This window comes from Cobetia sp. PS-4MA (genome assembly GCF_057670765.1).
In genome coordinates, this window is record NZ_CM173107.1 from 1,815,131 (window position 1) to 1,836,576 (window position 21,446).

Annotated in this window: 14 protein-coding genes; 3 read left to right on the forward strand and 11 right to left on the reverse strand. The window is 61.8% G+C overall.

The window, feature by feature from the left end; genetic code table 11:
- The first annotated feature begins 158 nt into the window (after positions 1 to 158).
- Positions 159 to 2,180 carry an autotransporter assembly complex protein TamA gene (gene tamA, locus AC26AR_RS07775; RefSeq protein ID WP_404625532.1) on the forward strand — a complete coding sequence of 674 codons (2,022 nt, stop codon included), beginning with the start codon at positions 159 to 161 and terminating at the stop codon, positions 2,178 to 2,180.
- A gap of 91 nt (positions 2,181 to 2,271) precedes the next feature.
- The gene (tamB, locus tag AC26AR_RS07780) at positions 2,272 to 6,450 is read left to right on the forward strand and encodes an autotransporter assembly complex protein TamB (RefSeq protein WP_488107794.1); all 4,179 of its coding nucleotides are present in this window, start codon (positions 2,272 to 2,274) and stop codon (positions 6,448 to 6,450) included.
- 178 nt (positions 6,451 to 6,628) lie between these two features.
- Here the strand turns inward: tamB and AC26AR_RS07785 are convergent, their stop codons facing one another.
- Positions 6,629 to 7,105 carry a YchJ family protein gene (locus tag AC26AR_RS07785; protein WP_404625535.1) on the reverse strand — a complete coding sequence of 159 codons (477 nt, stop codon included), beginning with the start codon at positions 7,103 to 7,105 and terminating at the stop codon, positions 6,629 to 6,631.
- 49 nt (positions 7,106 to 7,154) lie between these two features.
- Between AC26AR_RS07785 and msrA the strand changes: the two genes are divergently transcribed.
- A complete protein-coding gene (msrA, locus tag AC26AR_RS07790) occupies positions 7,155 to 7,793 on the forward strand; it encodes a peptide-methionine (S)-S-oxide reductase MsrA (RefSeq protein WP_084208689.1) in 639 nt (212 codons plus the stop codon).
- Positions 7,794 to 7,941: 148 nt separating this feature from the next.
- Here the strand turns inward: msrA and AC26AR_RS07795 are convergent, their stop codons facing one another.
- The 10 genes from AC26AR_RS07795 to AC26AR_RS07840 form a co-directional block, all read right to left on the reverse strand.
- On the reverse strand, positions 7,942 to 9,162 hold the full coding sequence (locus AC26AR_RS07795; protein ID WP_488107795.1) for an MFS transporter: 1,221 nt from the start codon (positions 9,160 to 9,162) through the stop codon (positions 7,942 to 7,944).
- 226 nt (positions 9,163 to 9,388) lie between these two features.
- Positions 9,389 to 10,555, reverse strand: coding sequence for a dicarboxylate/amino acid:cation symporter (locus AC26AR_RS07800; protein ID WP_084208688.1), 1,167 nt, complete (start codon positions 10,553 to 10,555; stop codon positions 9,389 to 9,391).
- Between the two features lie 243 nt (positions 10,556 to 10,798).
- Entirely contained in the window at positions 10,799 to 11,857 is a 1,059-nt protein-coding gene (locus tag AC26AR_RS07805; RefSeq protein ID WP_077376448.1) for a hydrolase, read from the reverse strand.
- Positions 11,858 to 12,045: 188 nt separating this feature from the next.
- Complete coding sequence (pepQ, locus tag AC26AR_RS07810; protein ID WP_404625540.1) at positions 12,046 to 13,410, reverse strand: Xaa-Pro dipeptidase; 1,365 nt, start codon at positions 13,408 to 13,410, stop codon at positions 12,046 to 12,048.
- Between the two features lie 53 nt (positions 13,411 to 13,463).
- Positions 13,464 to 14,390 carry a LysR family transcriptional regulator gene (locus AC26AR_RS07815; RefSeq protein WP_077376443.1) on the reverse strand — a complete coding sequence of 309 codons (927 nt, stop codon included), beginning with the start codon at positions 14,388 to 14,390 and terminating at the stop codon, positions 13,464 to 13,466.
- A 378-nt stretch (positions 14,391 to 14,768) separates the two neighbouring features.
- Positions 14,769 to 15,836: an ABC transporter ATP-binding protein gene (locus tag AC26AR_RS07820; protein ID WP_488107796.1), complete on the reverse strand. Its 1,068-nt coding sequence runs from the start codon at positions 15,834 to 15,836 to the stop codon at positions 14,769 to 14,771.
- Positions 15,833 to 16,864, reverse strand: coding sequence for an ABC transporter ATP-binding protein (locus AC26AR_RS07825; protein WP_136937816.1), 1,032 nt, complete (start codon positions 16,862 to 16,864; stop codon positions 15,833 to 15,835). Before AC26AR_RS07825 ends, AC26AR_RS07820 begins: the two co-directional genes overlap by 4 nt.
- Positions 16,865 to 16,884: 20 nt before the next feature.
- Entirely contained in the window at positions 16,885 to 17,865 is a 981-nt protein-coding gene (locus AC26AR_RS07830; protein WP_404625542.1) for an ABC transporter permease, read from the reverse strand.
- Positions 17,862 to 18,908 carry an ABC transporter permease gene (locus AC26AR_RS07835; protein ID WP_488107797.1) on the reverse strand — a complete coding sequence of 349 codons (1,047 nt, stop codon included), beginning with the start codon at positions 18,906 to 18,908 and terminating at the stop codon, positions 17,862 to 17,864. The genes AC26AR_RS07830 and AC26AR_RS07835 overlap by 4 nt, the downstream gene beginning before the upstream one ends.
- 324 nt (positions 18,909 to 19,232) lie before the next feature.
- A complete protein-coding gene (locus AC26AR_RS07840) occupies positions 19,233 to 20,828 on the reverse strand; it encodes an ABC transporter substrate-binding protein (RefSeq protein WP_136937815.1) in 1,596 nt (531 codons plus the stop codon).
- Between the last annotated feature and the right edge of the window lie 618 nt (positions 20,829 to 21,446).

Consider the following 21,446-nt stretch of genomic DNA (forward strand, 5'->3'; position numbering starts at 1 on the left):
CCCGTGAAGGATACGAACCTCCCCGAACCGGCCTGCGGCAGATGACATATGGTCAGTAACAGTGATGGACAGTACTCGCATGAGTACCTAACAAGGGACGTGCAATGAGTGGCGACAAGAATGGGAGAGCGGGTTCGCTCGAGCCTCGAGGCAAGGTGTTGAGCAACGACGCTGCACGCCGCTATCTGCGCTGGAGCAAGCCGCTGGTCCTGTGCACCGGCCTGCTGCTGGCACCACAGGCATTGGCGCTGGATGCCGCGGTGAAAGGGCTGAAAGGTGCCGCTGCCACCAACGTGGTCAATTATCTGGCGGGGCTTACGTTGGAGGAGGATGTCCCAGCCGAGCGCTACGAGGACGAGATCATCCGGCGCATCCAGGAAGCGCTGCAGGCCTTCGGTTACTACGATGCTCAGATCACGCTCCGCTATCCCGAGAAGGGGTTGCTGGGCGGCGATGATGTGGTCGTGACGGTGGATGCCGGTGAGCCGGTCACCATCGAGACGCTGGAGCTGCGACTCGAGGGCGACGCCGCACGCGACAAGGTCATGAAGAAGGTGCTGGCCGACGCCGACCTCGAGGAAGGGGATGTGCTGCGTCACTCTCGCTATGACAGCCTCAAGTCGACCCTGACGTCACTCAGTCTCGAGCGCGGCTATTTCGACACCTCCTTCTCCCAGCAACGCATCGAGGTACGCCCCTGGCTGCACTCGGCACGCATCTATCTGGTCATGCAGAGCGGTCAGCGCTACCGCTTCGGCGATATCACCTACCTCAACAGTCAGATAGAACTGGATCGCGTCAAGGCCATGCAGCCGTTCCAGACGGGTGATTATTACGAAGCCGGCAAGTTGACCCAGTTCAACCAGCGGCTGAGTGAGGCAGGCTGGTTTCGCTCGGCCGCCATCAAGCCACAGCTCAATCCGGGTGCCGAACTCAAGACCACCAGCCCTGACAGCAAGATCAAGACGCGCAACGTCAAGACACCCTATGCCGAGGCACAGGGGTATGAGGGGTCATGGCTTGCCGATGTCGAGAGGGCTGAGGTAGAGCAGACGAGGGATGAGAGTCACCGCTCGGACTCGACGGTGCCTGCCGCGCAGGCTGCGGGGGCGGCTACAGAAGATCAAACGTCTCTGGACGCCGGTAGCGATACGCCGGTACTGACTGGCGATGCGCTGGAGGCTGCGGTTAAGACGGTCAACGGTCCCATCATTCCCGTCGAGATCAGCCTGATCCCCGCCGACCGTCACAAGTTCGAGACCGGTATCGGCTACGCGACGGATGTCGGACCACGCCTGCAGTTCAGTTGGGAGATGCCGTGGGTCAATCGCTATGGCCATAGCCTGACCAACAGCCTGTTCCTGTCCTCGCCGGAACAGACCTTCGAGGGCGAATACCGCATGCCGCTCGAAGACCCGCTCAAGGATAGCTATGTCCTCGAGTACGGGATGTCGAACACCGACGATGAAGATACCGAGAGTCTCGAGACCACCGTGCGCTTCACTCGCGAGTGGAAGTTCGACAATGGCTGGACTCAGCGTGTGTTCTTCGGTTCCACCTATGAGGACTACACCCAGGCGGATGAATCCGGAGCCGTGCTGCTGCTGTATCCCGGTGTGAGCTGGAACCGCACACGAACACGCCCTAAGACCTTCCCGATGTGGGGCGACCGCCAACAGCTGACCTTCGAATATGGCGATCAAATGTGGGGCTCGGACGTGACCTTCCTGCGCTCCCAGTTCAACACCAACTGGATACGCTCCATCGGCGACAACCATCGTTTCGTGGCGCGCATGGGCGTCGGCCACGTCGATACCGACAACTTTGATGACATGCCACCCTCAATGCGTTTCTTCACCGGGGGCGACAACAGTGTGCGTGGCTATTCCTACGAGACACTCGCCCCGGAAGATGACGACGGCGATTTGGAAGGTGGTAGCTCATTGCTCACCAGCAGCCTGGAATACGATTACCGTCTGACCGGCGACTGGTGGGGCGCGACCTTCTACGACGCCGGCAACGCCTTCAATGGCTGGGACGCACTCGAGCTCAAGACGGCTGCCGGCATGGGGATTCGCTGGATCTCGCCGGTGGGGCCGATTCGTCTCGATATCGCCCATCCCTTCGATGACGAAGACAACGATTACCGTATTCACTTCTCGATCGGGCCGGAATTCTGATCAGCTGTGTCTCTAAAACGAGTGTCGTGCGGATCAAGCGCCAGCAAAGGACCATCAGCTGAGCGGATGAGCTGATAAAAAAGCTATGGAGATGTTGGAATTGTCTAATCCCTATGTACGTCGGGGCGGCCTGGTCATCCGGTTGCTGATATGGCTGCTCGTGTTCCTGATCGGGCTGACGATGCTGCTGGTCGGGGGCGTGTTGTCCCCGTGGGGCACAGGGCTCGTGCTCGATCAGGCACGCTCACGTGGCTTCATCGATTATTCGCAGGCCTCAGGCTCACCCTTGGAAGCGCTGTCGCTCAAGGACGTCTCGCTGGACCTGCCGGGACTGGCCGTCAACGCCGACTCCCTTTCGCTGGCCTGGGGCGAGGACTGTCTGCTCCAGGGCAAGCTGTGTCTCGAGTCGCTTGAGTCCAGCGGGCTCGCCATCACCCTGAGTGATAGCGGTGCCAGCGAGGAGCCTGAGCCAGAGAGCGGTGAGAGTCTCAACGTGCCCATCGTGGTGCCGATTCCCATCGAGGTGCGCAAGGTCGCCATTGATGACTTCGCCCTGTCGCTGGCAGATGGCAGTCGCGTCACCTTCGATCACTTTCATACCTCAGCCGCGCTGTCGGTGAGTACGCTGACGCTGGGCGAGACACGCCTGATCACCAGTCGTTTCATTCCGGCTGATGCCGTCGCGGCTCAAGCGACGTCAGCGACGTCTGACACTGTGAGTCTCGAGGGGGTGAGCCTCACGCCTGAGGCGCAGCAAGCGGCGAGCGCAGTGGTCAACGCTCAGAGGGTGGCGCCTCAAGCCGAGACCGCCGCCAGGGCCATCTCGAACAAGGCCATCACGGATGATGCCGCAGAGCCGGCTGGCAAGACTGCAGACAAGACCTCAGATGAGACAGCGCAGGCCGGGCGCATCGCCTTGCCGGAGGTCTATATTCCGCTGACCATCGAGGTCCCTGATCTGGCCATTGAAGACTTTGCGCTCAAAGGGCCGAGCCCGTATGAGGTCAGCCGTCTGTCGCTGGCGCTCAAGGCGGAAGGGCATGACATCACGCTCTCGCGTCTCGAGGTCGACTCGCGTGACGTGAATGCCGATCTCGTGGCGCAGGTCACGCTCAAGGACGAGTATCCCCTGAGCGCCACGCTCAATGCCGAGACCCTGATCGACCCCGTGCGCCATGAAAGGCTGCGCCTGTCGCTTGAGGGCTCGCTGGCGGATCTTGAGGCCTCTCTCAAGGCCGACGGACCACTGGCCGCCGAGCTTGTGGCTAGCGCGGATGTGCTGGACAGTGATCTGCCCTTCGAGGCACGCCTGAGCGCCGAGCGGATCACCTGGCCCCTTGCCGCCGCCAGTGACGCAGCGGGTGATGCTGCTCTTGCGCCTCAGAAAGAGGCCCAGACTGCGGATCAGGACAACGCAGCCAAGCACATCGCCAAGAGCCAGTCTGCCTCCTTCACGCCTGACTATATCGTCGAGAATCTGGCACTGGTCGCCAAGGGCTCACTGTCAGGCTATACGACCACGCTGGATGCCATCATCGAGGGCCGTGACATTCCGCGTGCCACCGTGTCATTGGCAGGCGACGGCGATCTCGAGCATTACCGTTGGCAGCCGCTCAAGATCGCGCTCAAGCGTGGCTCCGCGACGACCCGCGGTGAGATCCAGTGGAAGGAAGGACTCCGGGTCGTGGCCCAGCTGGCGCTCGACAAGCTGCATCCCGAGGATCTGATGCCGGCCCCAACCGGTGGAGGGCAGAAAGCCGTGCGCGGTGAGCTGAGCGGCAATCTCGCGGCCAGCTTCCATCAGCCGCTGCAAGGCCCGTGGGCCGTCGATGTCAGCAAGCTGGATATCCGTGGCACCTTGCTCGAGCGGCCGCTCACGCTGACCGGCAAGCTTTCAGGCAATGCCGACATGCAGTGGAACGTGGACGCGCTGGAGCTGCGCCAGGGGCAGAACCGCCTGAGCGCCAACGGCAAGATTGCCAAGACCATCACGCTTGCCGCCAATATCGATTTCCCGGCGCTCTCGACCCTGATGCCGGATGTCGCGGGTGAGCTCAAGGGCAAGATCGATGCCACGGGCACCCTCGACAAGCCGCGACTGGCGAGCAACTTCACGGGACGACGCCTGCAGATCGGGGAGAATCGTATCTCTGACATGGCGCTGTCTGCCGGGGTCGATGCCCGCAAGCGTGGTGTGGATGACCCGGCACTGGATATCGCCCTCAACGCCGACGGTGTTCGGGCTGGCGGACAGCAGATCGCGACGGTCGCGCTGACGCTGGGGGGCTTCCTGAGCGATCACACCTTGCAGTTCGATACCGAGATGGCCGGCGAGATGCCATTGTCACGTCTGGGACTGACCCTCAAGGGCGGGCTCGACAAGGCGCGTGAGCATTATCGTGGGGCGCTGTCTCCGCTGACGGCGAATACCGACTTCGGTGACTTCAACTTCGACACGCCGGCACGCTTCGATGCCAATCTCGCCAAGGACAGCGTGCTGGTGCAGCCATTCTGTCTGAGTCGGGAACAGGGGGGGCAGATCTGTGTCGCCGAGCCCTTGAGTGCGGGCAATGACGGCCAGGCCGTGGTGACGCTCGAGGGGATTCCTCTGGACATGGCCCAGAGCGCCATGCCGGAGAGCTGGACCATCGGCGGTGCCACGGGTGGCAAGATCACGGCAAGCTGGAAGCAGGGTGGCCAACGCTGGAATGCGGACGCGGAGCTGGCAGGCAAGTTGACACTGGCCGGGGAAGACGCTGATGGCAATGCCTGGTCGCTGCCGGAAACCACCTTGCAACTGGCGTTGGAGGCCACGCCCGAGAAGACTGATCTCGATACCCAGATTCGCCTCGACAGTGCAGGCGGCATCGGGCTTACCGTGTCGGTCCTCGACCCGGCGGGTACAGGTCAGCTGGATGGCTCGCTGGCCATCCGCGACATCGATCTCTCACCGTATCGTCCGCTGGTGGCGGGCATGACTCAGCTGGAGGGCAAGCTGGCGGGTGACGTTAAGGTCGGCGGCAATCTGAGCCTGCCGTCGTTGACCGGCCCGATCGCGCTGACCGGCGTCAAGGTACAGGGTGAGGGGCTGCCGGTGTCGCTTTCGGATGCCCAGTTCACTGTCGACTTCGATGGCAACAGTGCCGATATCGATGGGTATCTGGTGGGCAATGATGCGCGCTGGGGTATCGATGGCGAGGCGGCCTGGCCGACCCTGGATGACTGGACGGCGGCATTGAATCTCGACGGTGCGAAGAATCCGCTCGAGCTTAATATCGCCGGGATCGGGCGCATGCGCGTCGCACCGGATCTGCAGATCGATGCCAGCCCTACGCTGCTCAAACTGCGAGGTGACGTCAATGTACCGTGGACACGCATCGAAGTGGACCAGGTGCCGCCGTCTGCCGTGTCACCCTCCAGTGACACCATCATCATCGAGCGTCCCAGTGATGAGGACACTTCCAACCCGGCTGAGCTGGCGGATGGCAGCGATACCGCCAAGGCGCTCAATGAGGCCGGCATGGCGCTGGATGTGAGGATCGGCATCCATATCGGGCCAGATGCTCGCCTGGAGGCGATGGGGCTCAAGACCAGGCTCAGAGGCGATCTCGATGTGCGCCAGTCCAAGGGCGGTGTGCAGGTCTTCGGTGAGGTCAATCTCGTCGACGGGACCTACAAGAGCTTCGGGCAGGACCTGCAGATCAGCAAGGGGCAGGTATTGCTGGCCGGTCCGCCCTCGAGTCCGCGTCTGAATATCGAGGCGATCCGTGATCCTGACAACACCGAGGACGACGTGACCGCAGGGGTGCGTGTGACGGGGCTTGCCTCCTCACCCAGCATCGAGATCTTCTCGGACCCCTCGATGGATGAGTCGTCGGCACTGAGCTATCTGCTGCGCGGCGAAGGCCTGGACAGTGATACCAGCAGTGACAGTGCGGTCACGTCCGCCTTGATCGGCATGTCGCTGGCGCAAAGTGGCCAGGTGGTCGGACAGATCGGCGAAACCTTTGGCGTGAGGGATCTGAGTCTGGACAGTTCCGGTAGCGGGGATGACAGCCAGGTGGTGGTCAGCGGCTATATCGCCCCGGATCTGAAGCTCAGTTACGGCGTCGGGCTGTTCTCGCCGATCGCGGAGCTGACGCTGCGCTACAAGCTGTTCCGCAATCTGTATGCCGAAGCGGTGTCCGGTACGGCGCAGGCCGTGGATCTGCTCTACAGCTTCTCATTGGGTCGCAGTGAGCTGGCGCCCAGAGTCGGCAAGGACAGATGATACGCCAGGCCAATTGATTGCCACAGATTCAGCCCCCATCGATAGCGTCGGTGGGGGCTGTTTCGTTTTGCAGGGCGTTTCGCAGGGCGAGTTTCACAGGGCGCGTCTTGCAGGGCTTGCATGGCTTATGCCCGAGATCGTGATCGTGCGCGTCAGCACCAGGCGCTGATGGTCAGCGTCATGCCGTGCAGCAACGCTTGATCTTCTTGCCGCTGCCACAGGGACACAGGCTGTTGCGCCCTGGCGTCAATGTCTGCCACTCGGCATCACCGTCGACATAACGCCAGTGATGGCCATCATGATGAAATCGGCTAAGTTCCTGCAATCGTTGGAACTTTCCCTGCTCGAAGAAGGTGGCGTGAAAGCGTACCATGCCGGTATCGGCATCTTGTCCGCTGTCCAGAATCTCCAACGCCAGCCATTGCGGGCCAGCACCTTCCAGGTCGGCGCGTGCTGGGCAATGTGCCGCGTCCCAGCTGTCGATGAGGAAGTCGCTCAGCGAGAGGCAGAAGGCACTGTAGCGGGCGCGCATCAATTGCTCAGGGCGTTCGGCGCGGGTGATGTCCGCATGAATCGGCTGACAGCAATCGACGTAGCGTCGTGCCTCAGCGGTGTTGGGCTGGCAGGGGCAGATCTTGGGGGGCAGAGATGACATCATTGAACCTATACACGATTGCACGACGCGACACAGGAGAGAGTCCGCCATGTGGAAGACGCAAGACAAGCAGGCCATTCCCTCGGCAGAAGATGCCTTGCCGGGGCGCGAACAGCCGCTGCAGATAATGGGTACCCATCACGTCAATGGGCGCTCGATTGTACCTCCCTATCCCCAGGGATGTGAGGAGATCGTGCTGGGACTGGGATGTTTCTGGGGCGCGGAGCGTCTGTTCTGGCAGCTGCCGGGCGTCGTGGTGACGGCCGTCGGGTATGCTGGCGGCCATACGCCGAACCCGACCTACGAGGAGACCTGTACCGGCAAGACCGGACACACCGAAGTGGTACGTGTGGTGTTCGATCCGACGGTCATCGGTCTGCCGGAGATCCTGCGTGCCAGCTTCGAAGCGCACGATCCGACGCAAGGCATGCGTCAGGGCAATGACATCGGCAGCCAGTATCGCAGTGCGATCTACTACGTCGATGACGCGCAGCGTGAGATCGTCGAGAAGAGCCTGGCGGATTATCAACAGGCGCTCAATCAGTCCGGTCTGGGACGGATTACCACCGAGATCGCTCCGCTCGAGACATTCTATTACGCGGAAGATTTCCATCAGCAGTATCTTGCCAAGAATCCGGGCGGCTATTGTGGCCTGAAGGGCACGGGGATCAGCTGCCCGATCGGCTAGCTGGCGGGCTGCGAGCGCATGAACGGTCTGCCCTGATTGCGCTGCCCTGAAGAAACGCGAAAGCCTCATGGTGACCGTCAGCACGACGCCAGCCATGAGGCTTTCTGGTTGCTGGGTCCGCCTGCTGGTTGATGGCCGATTGCGCGTCTCAGTCCGTCGTGGGGGAGGCCTCATCCTGGCTGCGTGAGCGACTCACCAGCAGCCATACCAGTGCCACGAGCGGCAAGGCGCCACCGATCGCCATGATGCCATTCCAGCCGAGATGGGCGTAGATCAGACTGGTCAGCGCCGAGCCGATCGCACCGCCGACGAAGATGCTGGTCATGTAGATGGCATTCAGGCGGCCACGGCTCTCGGGGTCGAGGGAATAGATGGCGCGCTGGCCGAGGACCATGTTGGTCTGTACCGCGAAATCGAGCAGCAATCCCGTCACGGCCAGTGCAACGACCTGTAGAGTCATCGGCATCAGCCCCGTCGCGAAGCTGGCACTGGCGAGTACCAGGGCGCCTACGGTGGCAATCGAGGTGTGGCCTGCATCTGCCAGGCGTCCGCTGATCGGGGCGGCGACAGCTCCCAACACCCCCACCAGGGCGAACAGCGCGACCTGCGTCTGCGAAAAGCCGTGTTCGTTGACCAGCTCGAGCGGTACGGCACTCCAGTAGAGACTGAATGCCGCGAACATCAGCCCCTGGTAGAGGGAGCGACGACGCAGTACCGGTTCATCACGCAGCAACTTGCCGAGGGTCTTGAGCAGCGCGGGATAGCTTGAGGTATGGCGTGGCTGGCGGCTGGGGACCACCCGCCATACCACGCCCCCGACCAGCAGCATCAAGGCGGCACCGACGAAGAAGATGCAGCGCCAGCCGAAGTGATCCGCCAGCAGGCTGGAGGCGGGCCGTGCCAGCAGGATGCCCAGCAGCAATCCGCTCATGATGTTGCCGACCACGCGGCCACGGCTGTGTTCGGCAGACAGGTGAGCCGCCAGCGGGATCAGGATCTGCACCGAGACCGAGCTGACACCGATCAGCAATGACCAGAGCAGAAACGAGGAGGGAGCATCCGCCAGCCCCGCCACTACCAGACTCGCCGCCGAGATCAGGATCGTGGTGATCAACAGCCGGCGGTTTTCCAGCAGATCGCCCAGCGGTACCAGAAACAGCAGGCCAAGCGCATATCCTCCCTGGGTCAGCGCCACGATGAGACTGGCGCTGCTTTCTGACAGTCCGATGTCGCCCGCGATCATGTTGATGATCGGCTGCGAGTAATAGACATTGGCGACGATCGCGCCGCAGCAGAGGGCAAACAGCATCACCAGGGCGCTGCTGATGCCGTCGCTGGGGGTCGAGGAGGAGGTGTCGGAGGGAGTCATGCGTGATTGCCCCGTGTCATGAATGAAATCCATCATCGTCACGGGGAAGGTGAATCCCCATGGCCGCGTCAAAGAACAGCTCTGACATGCGGTCAAGGGGACGCGACCATAAGGGCTGGATGGCGCAACTCTGGATTCCAGTCGGTCATGGCGTCAGCCAGCACCGATGTCACCGAGCAGGCTGCCTGACCTTCTGCTTGAGGCGATGCCGCCTGTCGTCTCGGCTTCAGCGATACCGCTGGCGATCCTGTTCGGCTTCGGCGAAGCGGTCGATCCACTGTACCAGCGCACCGTCACCTGCCACATTGCAGGCCGTGCCAAAGCTGTCCTGCGCCAGATAGAGCGCCATCATCAGGCCGACGGCGGCAGCATCGAACCCCAGCAGACTCTGGAGCACACCGACCGATGTCATCGCGGCGCCGCCAGGCGAGCCCGGCGCGGCGATGATGGTAACCCCGAGTGCGGCAATGAACGGCAACAACGACATCAGGTCGGGCTGCGGCAATGCCGGCGTCACCAGGATGACACCGATGGCGCAGATGGTCAGCGTGATGGCGCTGCCACACATGTGGATCGTGGCAAGCAGCGGAATGGCAAAGCTCGAGACCGAGGGCGAGATATGATTCAGGCGCGTCTGGCGCACGGTCACGGGGATCGTCGCGGCGGATGACATGGTGCCGGCGGCAGTGAAGTAGGCCGGCAACATGTTGCGTAGCGCCACCAGCGGTGCACGGCCGGTACTCATGCCACTGGCAAGGTAGAGAAGACTCAGCCACAGCCAGTGCAGGGTCAGCGCGAGAATCAGGATCATGCCGAAGCTTTTCAGCGTGTTGGCCACCGTGCCGGCGATGGTCATCTCGCAGAACAGGCCGGCGATATAGAAGGGCAGTGCCGGTATCAGTGCCTTGGCGATGAAGCGCTCGACGATGTCACGACCCCCGTCGGCAAGATTGCGCAGGCCATCATGGCCGGTGGCGGAGATACCGATCCCGAACAGGAAAGCCGTGACCAGTGCGGTGCTGATATCGGTCAAGGGGGGGATGTCCAGCGCGAAATAAGGTTGGAGCACCATCGGGTGACTGGCGGGCATCTGGGTGTGGCTCACGATATGTGGCACCAGTTCGAGACCCACCACCGCCGACATCAATCCGGCCAGCGTGGTAGAGGCATATGCCAGCACCATGGTCAGTGCCAGCAGCCGTCCGGAGGAGCGCTCGAGACGTGCGATGCCGCTCATGATGAAGAACAGGATGATCAACGGGATGGCATACTCCAGCAGCTCGCCGAACAGCACCTTGAAGGTGAGCAGGCTGCGCACGAGGATGTCCGGGGCCCATTGACCCAGCAGTACACCGGCGACGATGCCGAGTACCAGACGAAAAATGAGGTTCATTATCAGACCAATAGCCTAGGTATCAGGCGCGCAGTCTACCATCCTCATGGCATCGCGACAGTGCAATCCTTCTTCTCTCCATATACCGTTATCTTGTCTGTGTTTCCTTTTACAGAAATGACGGCGTCTTCGGGCCGGAAGACGTCTGTGAATCTGACCTGCGAAGGTCTCCGCGTGCTCGCCCCACGATACAGGGCAGCAGTCACGCGGCAGGTGCTCGAACGAGGCGGCAGGCAACGTCAGTTACAGCGTTTCCTGCTGAACACTGTGACGCTGACGGGAGTGTGACAATGCTGACCAATCCGTGAGCTGGCGCGTGATTCTGCGTGCCAGCCAGGACGACAGGCGACCGCGCCGCCACTCAATGAAGCCCACATGCCCGCCGCGTTCGCTCAACTCGATCCGCACCGCTTCAGAGGGCTGCGGAAACCGCGAGAACAGATCGCGAGGCATAAAGGGATCGTCCAGCGACTGCAATATCAGGGTCGGTAGCTCGATGTCTCGCAACAGCCGGCCGGCCGAGGCACGGGAGTAGTAGTCACTGGCCGAGGAAAACCCATGCAAGGGTGCCGTGACTTCGTTGTCATAGGCCCAGAAGCTGTTCAACTGCGTCAGCTGGTGTGCACCGATGGAAATGGGCAGCGGCCCGTTGGCCAGCTTGGCGGCCACCTTGGCTTTCATGCTCTTGAGCAGATGTCGCTGATAGAGTCGCGAGCTGCCCTGATTCAGCACGTCGGAGCTTGCCGCGAGATCCAGTGGTGCGCTGATCGCGATCGCCCCGGCGAGGTCCAGCCCATCTCCGCCTTGTTCCGCCACCAGCTTGAGCAGCATGTTGGCTCCGAGAGATACGCCACAGGCCACCTTGAGGGCATGAGGGTAACGCCTGCCCATCTCCCCCAGAACCCAGTAGGCATCCGCCGTGTCACCACTGTGGTAGGCCCGCGGCAGTCGGTTGGGCGATTGCCCGCACCCCCGGAAATGCATCAGCACGGGCCGCCACCCCAGACGCGCTGCCGCATTGAGCAGATCCCGAGCGTAGGGCGACTCCAGATTGCCTTCCAGGCCATGGAACAGCACGAACAGCGGGGCGTCATCGGACAGTTCAACTTCCCGTTCGCGACGGCTGTTGCCATCACTGGTCACCCAGGAGAGTTCGACGAAATCACCGTCCGGCAGGTTGAGTATCTCGGTGCGGCGAGACAGCGGGGCGCGAGGCAGCAGGCGGGGCAGCAAGGTCTGGACATGGCGATTTCGCAACCCCAGAGCGGGCCGGAACTCGGAGGTGAAGATCGAATGAGGCATGACGCTGACTCCAGAGACAGGAAATCCCGAGCAGGGGCATCGCGCGCCACATGCCAGGATTTCCTGACTTCCATTCAGTGATTCTTTACGTCTGATACCAGGACTGGCTGCATCATTTCATTATCCATCGGTCACTGCTAGTTGCACTGCAGCATGATGCGCCGTCGTCGGTCAGGTCACTGCGCTGCTCACAATCCGGTGTCGGGGCTGCGCGTCAGGTTCTCGGCGCCATCGGCGGTGATGACCAGATTGTCCTCGATTCTGACACCGCCATGGGGCGCCAGGGCGTCTACCAGTGACCAGTTGATCGCCTTGCCCCGTGCATCGCTGCGCAGTGGCTCGAGAAGCATGGGAATGATGTAGCACCCCGGCTCGATGGTGATGGCCATGCCGGTCTCGAGTACGCGGGTCAGGCGCAGCATCGGGTGACCTTCCGGAGGGTGACGCACCTCACCGCTGGTGTGATCCGGAATTCGACCCGCGACATCATGCACCTGAAGTCCCAGCAGGTGCCCGAGACCATGCGGACAGAAGGCGGCGGTGATGCCTTGTGCGACCTGCTCCTCGGCAGGCAGGGAAACCACGCCCAGTTCACGCAGCAGCTCCCCCAGCTCACGATGCATTTCCAGGTGAAGCTCGACGTAATCGACCCCGGGCGCCAGTCTGGCGATCAGGCGCTTCTGGAGCGCTTCCACGCCCACTATCAGTGAGCGGTAAAGGGGCAGCGCGTCATCACCCGCCCAGCTGCGGGTGATATCGGAGGCATAGCCGTGCACGCTGGCACCGGCATCCACCAGCAGGCTGCGGCGGGAATCAGGCGTCTGCAGGCCATAGTGCTGGTAATGCAGTACCGCGGCATGTTCGTTGAGGCCGACGATATTGCCGTAGGGCACATCGGATTCGCGTTGGCGGGACGCGCCGAGATATGCCAGCTGGATATCGAGTTCCGCACCGCCTTCCATGAAGGTCCGCCGGGCAGCCAGGTGGCCACGGGCAGCGCGCAGGCTGGCCTCTCTCAGACAGGCGATCTCGAATTCGCTCTTGCAGACGCGCCCCTCGTCCAGCTGACGGACAAGCCCGAGCGGATTGGGCAGCGCCCCAAGCTCGCTGACCACCTCCGGCTTAAGCTCGGCGATCTCACCCACCAGCGCCACGCGGCCCTCGGGACGCTTCGGCAGTGTCGGCTTGCGTAGATGCACGATCTCGAAGCACGCAGCCCAGGGGGCGATGTCAGGCGTCGGCAACGTGGGCGACAGGTGCCAGAAATCATCGGGGGCATACAGATAGAGCGTCGGACGCTCACCCGGTCGAACCAGCAGCCAGCTATCGCTCAGGCCTGCCATCGGCACCCAGTGAAGGAAGTGAGCATGGGACTTGAAGCTGGCATCCTGGTCATCGGCGAAATGCCGTTTCGGCTTGCCGCTATGCAGCACGATGGCGTCCAGATCATGCTGTTGCATGGCAAGCTCATAGCGCGCCTGCAGCGCCGCCAGATGCGCGCGATGTGCCTCGGCATGGGTCAGTGCGGGGTCATTCAGGCGAGGTTCGAACATCTGTCTTCCTTATGTCAATGTGGTTCAGAGCTGCGCTGTCGCCGGCGAGTCCTTCAGGTCAGTCCGCCGGACTCCGGTGGCTTGCCAAGCCGCGACCATAGCTCACTGACGCTGGCGTGACGTGGCTCTCGCGGGCGATAGAGTCGAATATGCAGTGGCAGATCCCAGCGTTCATCTCCGGCGCGCACCAGCTGCCCGCTGGCCATCTCCGCGGCCGCCAGACGCTGTGGCAACCAGCCGATGCCGTAGCCCTGCAGCACCAGTGCCTTGATGTTGGCTGCCTGGATGTTCTCGTTCATGGTCACCAGGTGTGCCTGGACGGGCACCTGAGCCAGGTGAGCCGTCAACGAGGTCGCGATGACGGCGCGGGGGTGAGGACTGATGAACGGCAAGGGATTGCGACGCGTGCCCGGCAGGGGGTGAAGCGGGCTGCCATCCGCCTGGGGCGCACATAGCGGGATGAAGCACTCCTCACCGACCACCAGGTATTGGTAGCTGTCCAGTTCAAAGCCGAGATCCACACGTGCCTGAGGCCAGTAACACATGGCCAGATCACACTCGCCGCGATCCAGACCATGAAAGTAATCCGCCGCCAGCCAGCCCGTCGCACGCAGATAGGGAAACACCTGCTCCCGCAGCTGGTGCTGATCCAGCCATTCGGGCAGGAAATGTGATACCAGCGATTGCGGCGCACCGAGCGAGATCTTGCTGGCCTGCTGCTGGGCCATGTCCTGCAGACGTTCACGCGTGATGCGTACCCGCTCGGTAATCTGCTCGCACAGCTGGAGAAACTCATCCCCGGCAGGGGTGAGTGACAGTGGCAAGGTCTGACGATTGATCAATGTGGTGCCCATCTCCTCTTCCAGCAGTTTGATACGGCGAGAAAAGGTGGGCTGAGAGACATTCTGTGCATCGGCTGCCCGTGAAAAGTGACGGGTCTGAGCCAGAACGATGAAGTCTTCGAGCCAGCGTATTTCCATGGATTCGGTGTGCCTCGTCAGCCTGTCGACAGGCCATGTCAGGAGGTCGGGCGCACATCTCTGCGGACGTGTCACACCAGGGTATCTTGCGGGGAGGTCAATGGCGCCATGCCCGGCAGCGTTCATCGTGACGATTCGCTACCGGGCGGATTGACCCCTTGGTCAATATCGGATCTGCGAGATGTTGCCCTAGACCGAGAGTGGGATGCAATCGTCGATCCGTCGATGTCTACCCGAAAGTCCACGCCAGGCATGTCATCAGACGGCAAGGCAGTCGGCTTGCGCCGGCTGCCTTGGAATCGCCATCCGTGCCCCGAGGGCCGGGCCCTGAGGCACGGGGCGACTCACCACGGAGTGGCATCTGGGCAGGTGTCCTGCTCAGTCGATTCTGCCTTCCTCGACGGCATGGCAGGCCACCTGACCACCCTCGATGGCGATCAAGCGCGGGATCTCCCGACGGCAGCGTTCATTGGCATGCGGGCAGCGGCCATGGAAGACACAGCCCGATGGCAGATTCACCGGGGTCGGCACCTCACCCTCCAGGCGGATGTGATTGGGCTTGTCATCATGCAGGCGCGGTATCGCCGACATCAGTGCCTGGGTGTAGGGGTGTCTGGGACGAGCGAACAGCGAGCGAGTGTCCGCCAGCTCACACAGGGTCCCCAGGTACATCACGGCGACACGTGTCCCGAAGTGCTCTACCACGGCAAGATCATGGGTGATGAACAGGTAGGTCAGATCCCGCTGTTCCTGCGCATCCATCATCAGATTGAGCACCTGAGCCTGAATCGAGACATCCAGTGCCGAGATCGGCTCATCGGCGACGATGAACTCGGGATCCACCGCCAGTGCGCGGGCAATCGAGATGCGCTGGCGCTGGCCACCGGAAAACTCGTGGGCATAGCGCTTGCCCCAATCCGGGTCGATCCCCACCGAGCGCATCACTTCCTCGATCTTGTCGCGGATCTCACCATCCTTCAGTGTCGGCTGGTGGAAGCGCAGCGGCTCCTCCAGCGTCTGCTGGATGGTCATGCGGGGATTGAGCGACGCATAGGGGTTCTGGAAGATCATCTGCATGCGACGGCGATAGGGCAGCAGGTCCCTGGGCGCCATGTCATCGATACGTGTCCCGTCGAACCGTATCTCCCCGCTACTGGGCTTGAGCAGCCCCATCACGGTACGTGCGACCGTCGACTTGCCACAGCCGGACTCGCCGACGACACACAAAGCCTCGCCCCGCTTGACGTCGAGAGTGACGCCATTGATGGCATGCACGTACTCCTGCTTGCGCCGCAGGCGTCCCTTCTCGAAGGTCAGCTGTTCGAGGAAGTCACCGGACAGCGAGAAACGTTTCTCGAGATCGCGGATCTCGACCAGGGTGTCGCCGAGCGCGGCACTTGTCCCGCTGGCGAGACGCTCCTCTGGTGTGAGAATGGCCTGACTCATGCGTTCACCTCCGTTCGGGGAGCCTGGGAGGCATCGGTGACGATCGGGGTCCACGACTCTCCTTTCACCATCGCCTGCACCATGTGACAGGCCACCTTGCAATTGCCGGAAGCCACGAAGGCGGGCACCTGCTCATGACAGACATCCGCCGCGAAATCACAGCGCGGATTGAAGGCGCAGCCAGCCGGAATCTTGGTCAGCGTGGGCATCGAGCCGCGAATCTGATTCAGGCGACTACCGGGCGTGGCCATCTGGGGCAGGGCGTTGATCAGCCCCTGGGTATAGGGGTGCTGAGCATCATTGATGATCTCGCGGGTCGGGCCCTGCTCGATCACGCGGCCGGCATACATCACCAGGGTGCGCTGGGTCACCTGGCTGACGACACCCAGGTCGTGGGTGATCAGGATCAGCCCGACATTGTGCTTCTCGCACAGCAGCAACAGCAGCTCCATGATCTCGGCCTGGATGGTCACATCCAGTGCGGTGGTCGGCTCATCGGCGACGATGATGTCCGGGTCCAGCAGCAACGCGATGGCGATGATGATGCGCTGACGCATGCCACCGGACAGCTCGTGCGGGTACTGATCAAGACGCTTTTCCGGTGAGGGAATGAAGACCTGATTGAGCTTGTGCAGGGCGATGGCGCGCGCATCCTTGCTGGAGATGCGGCGGTGCGCCTTCAAGCACTCGATCATCTGTTCGCCGATGGTCAGCACCGGATTCAGCGTCATCATCGGGTCCTGGAAGATCATCGAGATGCGATTGCCGCGAATCGATTGCATCGCCTTGGGCTTCATGGTGTTGAGCACTTCGCCATCGAATTTGATCTCGCCGCCGGCGATGTAGCCGGGCTTGGCGATCAGATTCAGGATGGTGAAGGCGGCGACCGACTTGCCGGCCCCCGACTCGCCCACGATGCCCAGGCGTTCGCCACGTTCCAGCGTGAAACTGACGTCGCGCAGGGCGCGGACCTCGCCGCCTCGCATGGCGAAGCGGACATCGAGGTGGTTGACTTCAAGTAATGCCATTGTCTTGATTCCTCGCGGCTTCAGCCCTTGTAGAGGCGGGGGTTCATCACGTCACGCAGCCAGTCGCCCAGCAGATTGATCACCAGTACCAGCAGAATCAGCACGCCACCGGGAATCAGCGTGATCCACCAGCTGCCTGACTGCAGATAGTCGAAGCCGGATTTGATCAGTGAGCCCAGTGACGGCTGGGTTTCCGGCATGCCGAGGCCGAGGAAGGACAGCGCCGCCTCCGAGATGATCGCGTTGGCGATCTGCACGGTGGAGATGACGAAGATCGGCGACAGGGTATTGGGAAGAATGTGGCGGAACATGATGCGGCGGGAACGTAAGCCCATCACCCGTGCGGCATCGACATATTCCTTGCTCTTCTCCGCCAGCACGGACGCCCTGACGGTACGCGCATACTGGGGCCATTCCGCCAGCCCGATGATCAGGATCAGCAGGATCAGCGCATAGTCCGAGAAGGCGGCGCCACCAAAGGTCGCCTTGATGATGGCACCCACCACGATGGCCACCATCAGGGTCGAGAACGACAGCTGGATATCGGCCATGCGCATCAGGAAGGCATCGACACGTCCCCCCAGATAGCCCGCCAGCAGCCCGAAGGTCACGCCGAGCAACGCCTGCAGAATCACGGCACCGAAGCCGATCAGCAGCGACACGCGCGTGCCGTACAGAATGGTGGAGAGCAGATCTCGCCCCTGGGCATCGGTGCCCAGCAGGAAGGCCGGATCACCACCCGCCATCCACGCCGGCGGAAGCTCCGAGTTCATGATGTCGATGGTGGCCAGGTCATAGGGGTCCGCCGGGGCGATCCACGGGGCGAGAAAGGCCCCGAGCACCATGGCGATGAAGACCAGCAGGCAGGCCTGGGCCATCCAGTCACGCTTGAAGCTGTAGACCAGATAGGACTCACGGAAGCGCTGCCAGCGTCCGGGCACCGCGATGGAGCTGGTCTTAGGAGTGACGGGCGTATGGGTCTCGGAAGTGGAATGGCTCATGCCGATTTCCCCGCAAGCTTGACGGTGGGGTTGACCAGACCGTAGATCAGGTCGACGAGCGTATTGGTGATCACGAAGATCACGCCGACCATCATCAGGTAGGCCACGATCAGCGGAATGTCGGAGCGGGTGATGGCCTCGAGGAACATCAGGCCCATGCCCGGCCACTGGAAGACGGTCTCGGTCAGGATGGTGTAGGCCACCATGGTGCCGATCTGCACGCCGCCGACGGTGATCACCGGCAGCATGGTGTTCTTCAGCGCATGCAGGAAGTAGATGCGCTTGAGGCCGATCCCCTTGGCACGCGCGAACTTGATGTAGTCCGACTGCAGGACCTCCATCATCTCGGCGCGAATCAGGCGGATGAACAGCGGCAGCATGATCGAGGCCAGCGAGATGGCCGGCAGTACCAGATGCCAGAGGCCATCGGCGGTGAAGAAGCCGCTGGACCAGGGGCCTGCCACATGGACCAGCTCACCCCGCCCGTAGGAGGGCATGCCGCCATCGGTGGAGAGCATGCCGTTCAGCACACTGCCCCAGGTGGTATCATCGGGGAACCAGTCCACCGTGACGCCGATCGCGAACAGCTGGATCAACACGATGGCCGTCAGGAACACCGGCACCGAGATTCCGATGATCGAGGTGCCCATGAACAGGCGTGACAGCCAGTTGCGTGGGCGGATCGCCGCGAACACGCCGATGGGGGCAGAGAGCAGGATGATGATCAGGCTCGAGGCCATCACCAGTTCCAGCGTGGCGGGCAGGTGCTTGAGTATCACCTCGGTCGCTGGCTGCTTGTAGAAATACGAGGTGCCGAGATCCCCTTGCAGGGCATTGCCGGCAAAACGCAGATATTGGGTGATGAAGGGGTCGTTGAGCCCCATTTCATCGCGCATGACTTCACGCTGGGCTTCTGACACGGCCTGGCCGGTCATCTCGCGCAGCGGGTCGCCCAGGTTGTCCTGAATGGCGAAGCTGATGATGCTGATCACGAACATGACCAGTACGGCGTGCATCAGGCGTTTGATCAGAAAGGCAATCATGGATCGCCACCTTCCTCGTGAACATCACGGTATCGCGCGCGGCGGCCTGGTCTGGCTGGCCAATCGCGCTGGGTGTCAGGAGTCCCGCCTGTCGCTGGCCTGTCATCGGGCACAGGCTCCCCAACCCATCACCGAGAGGCGATGACCTAGGGGAAGGAACAGGCGGGGGTAAGTCGTCGCCTTCAGCCAAGCAGGGCAACCAGAGAGCTCACGTTGCCTATCTCCGGTTGCCTGACTTGCCTGTCGCGAGGGGTGCGTGGCCAGGAACATGGCACTGGACGATGCAAGACGGTCCAGTGCCTGTCGCTCACTCACGGCGTGGGATCAGTCCTGGTCGATGACCAGATCACCCAGGTACGGGAAGTTCATCACGTTGAGGACCGGCTCGATGTTGACGCCATCACGCGCGCCCCAGGCAAGGTTCTGCCAGTGCAGCGGCACGAAGCCGGCATCGTCGTAGACGGCTTTCTCGGCAGCCTGCAACATCTTGGCGCGCTTCTCGGTGTCGGTCTCCAGGTTGGCCTCGGTGACCATCTTGTCGACGTCCGGGTTGCAGTAGTTGCCGGAATTGTACTGACCGACACCGCTGTCGGCATCCGGGCAGAAGGTCAGGAATTCGAAGAAGTTGGCGCTGTCTTCGGTATCCGAGTGCCAGCCGATCATCATCATGTCGGCCGCACGTGCATCATATTCCGGCCAGTACTGGGCCTTGGGCAGGGTCTTGAGGTCTACCGTGATGTTGATCTTGGCCAGCATCGAGGCGACGGCCTGAGCGATCTTGGCGTCGTTCACATAGCGGTTGTTGGGCGCCATCATGCTGATCTTGAAGCCATCCTCGTAACCGGCTTCCTTCATCAGCTCCTTGGCCTTGGCCACGTCATAGCGCGGTGTCAGCTCAGGATTGTGGCCCTGATAACCATCCGGCGACATCTGGGCAGCGGGGGTCGCGAAGCCCTTCATCAGCTTCTGGGCGATACCTTCCTGATTGATGGCGTAGTTGACCGCCTGGCGGACACGCTTGTCCTTGAAGGCTTCGACACGTTCCTGGTTCATCTGGAAGGTGATGATGCGGGTGCCGCCCATCTCGACCAGGTGCACGCCATCCTGCTTGCGGATGCGCTCCAGGTCGGTCGGCGGTACCGGCGCGATGAAGTCCATGTCGCCGGAGAGCAGCGCCGCGACACGGGTGGCGTTTTCCTTGATCGGCGTCAGCACGATGTCGTCGACATTGCCCGGGGATTCGGTATCCCAGTAATCCTCGAAGCGCTCGAAGCTGATCTTCACGCCCTGCTGACGGTCAGTGACCTTGTAGGGGCCGGTACCGGACTCGTTGCGTGAGGCGAAGGTGTTGGCGGCCTTGGCGATCTCATCCTTGGCCTTGCCGTCTTCGGTCTCGCCGGAATAGAACTTGCTGTCCATCGGGAAGATGTAGGTGGCGGCATTCAGCACCAGCGGGAAGGGCTTGTCGGTCACCAGATCCACGGTGTAGTCATCCACTGCCTTGACGTCAGTGAACGGTGCGAAGATGGCCTTGAAGTCAGCACTCTTCTTGAGGCGCTCGATGGTCCAGACCACATCCTTGGCGGAGAAGTCATTGCCGGAATGGAACTTGACGCCTTCGCGCAGATGGAAACGCATGGTGTTGTCATCGACACGCTCCCAGCTCTTGGCCAGACGGCCATCGAAGCCCAGATCCTTGTTCCAGCGAATCAGCGGGTCATAGACCATGTGCGACAGCTGCAGAGTGCCGCCGGAGAGTTGCTCGTGGATATCGAGCGTGACCGGGTCTGCGTCGTAGGCCATGCGCAAGGTGACATCTTCGGCCAGGGCTGGTGTCGCCATGGCCAATGTCGCGCTGCCGATCAGCGCGCACAGGGTCTTCTTTTGGAAGAGGGACTGGAAGGCATTCTGACGGGTCATGAGCTTCCCTTTGCTTGTGATGTTTGGTTGTTCTTGTGGCTCTCTTCGCATTGTCTCCCTCAGGGCGACACGCAAGGATGCGCTTTCACAGTAGTGAGACACGCCGCACAGAGACAATCGAAATGTTGACTAGCCAGATTCAGGCCGTGAATAGCGGTGTCGACAAAAGCGCAACACACACGTTGCTGGTGCATCACGAGGCAAGGGCGTCTTGCATGGCGTTCGTTGGACGATGGCAAGTGTCGTTCAGGACGGTTGGTTAAGTCTCTTGCCTGTGTCACGTGGGGAAAGCGTGACTGGTGATAGCATTCCGACAAAGGCGGTTGAAGGGATATTCTTATTCAATTCAATGGCTTGATGGCGATATGCATCCTTGCTCATCGAAAGGTGGCAAGAGAGCCACGCCATCGTGTCCTCTCGCGAGTCGGGCAGACGACGGAGCCTGTCTTGCGGAGATGACGGCGGGGAAATTCTTGACGAGGCGGTGTTCCCGGACGAGGAATCCGAGATTGCCTGGAAGGAAACGATGAGGTGCACCGTTCTGGTGCGAGGCTTGATTCGCGACTAAGGTCTAGTCGTTGTGCGCAGTCTCGCGGGCGTCATACACCCGAAATCAAC

Excerpts from the sequence above, each read along its gene's own strand:
- AC26AR_RS07825 (WP_136937816.1), bottom strand. The coding sequence starts at position 16,864 with ATGGCATTACTTGAAGTCAACCACCTCGATGTCCGCTTCGCCATGCGA.
- AC26AR_RS07795 (WP_488107795.1), bottom strand. The coding sequence starts at position 9,162 with ATGACTCCCTCCGACACCTCCTCCTCGACCCCCAGCGACGGCATCAGC.
- tamB (WP_488107794.1), top strand. The coding sequence starts at position 2,272 with ATGTTGGAATTGTCTAATCCCTATGTACGTCGGGGCGGCCTGGTCATC.
- AC26AR_RS07820 (WP_488107796.1), bottom strand. The coding sequence starts at position 15,836 with ATGAGTCAGGCCATTCTCACACCAGAGGAGCGTCTCGCCAGCGGGACA.
- AC26AR_RS07835 (WP_488107797.1), bottom strand. The coding sequence starts at position 18,908 with ATGATTGCCTTTCTGATCAAACGCCTGATGCACGCCGTACTGGTCATG.
- AC26AR_RS07785 (WP_404625535.1), bottom strand. The coding sequence starts at position 7,105 with ATGTCATCTCTGCCCCCCAAGATCTGCCCCTGCCAGCCCAACACCGCT.
- AC26AR_RS07840 (WP_136937815.1), bottom strand. The coding sequence starts at position 20,828 with ATGACCCGTCAGAATGCCTTCCAGTCCCTCTTCCAAAAGAAGACCCTG.
- AC26AR_RS07815 (WP_077376443.1), bottom strand. The coding sequence starts at position 14,390 with ATGGAAATACGCTGGCTCGAAGACTTCATCGTTCTGGCTCAGACCCGT.
- AC26AR_RS07830 (WP_404625542.1), bottom strand. The coding sequence starts at position 17,865 with ATGAGCCATTCCACTTCCGAGACCCATACGCCCGTCACTCCTAAGACC.
- msrA (WP_084208689.1), top strand. The coding sequence starts at position 7,155 with ATGTGGAAGACGCAAGACAAGCAGGCCATTCCCTCGGCAGAAGATGCC.
- AC26AR_RS07800 (WP_084208688.1), bottom strand. The coding sequence starts at position 10,555 with ATGAACCTCATTTTTCGTCTGGTACTCGGCATCGTCGCCGGTGTACTG.
- pepQ (WP_404625540.1), bottom strand. The coding sequence starts at position 13,410 with ATGTTCGAACCTCGCCTGAATGACCCCGCACTGACCCATGCCGAGGCA.
- AC26AR_RS07805 (WP_077376448.1), bottom strand. The coding sequence starts at position 11,857 with ATGCCTCATTCGATCTTCACCTCCGAGTTCCGGCCCGCTCTGGGGTTG.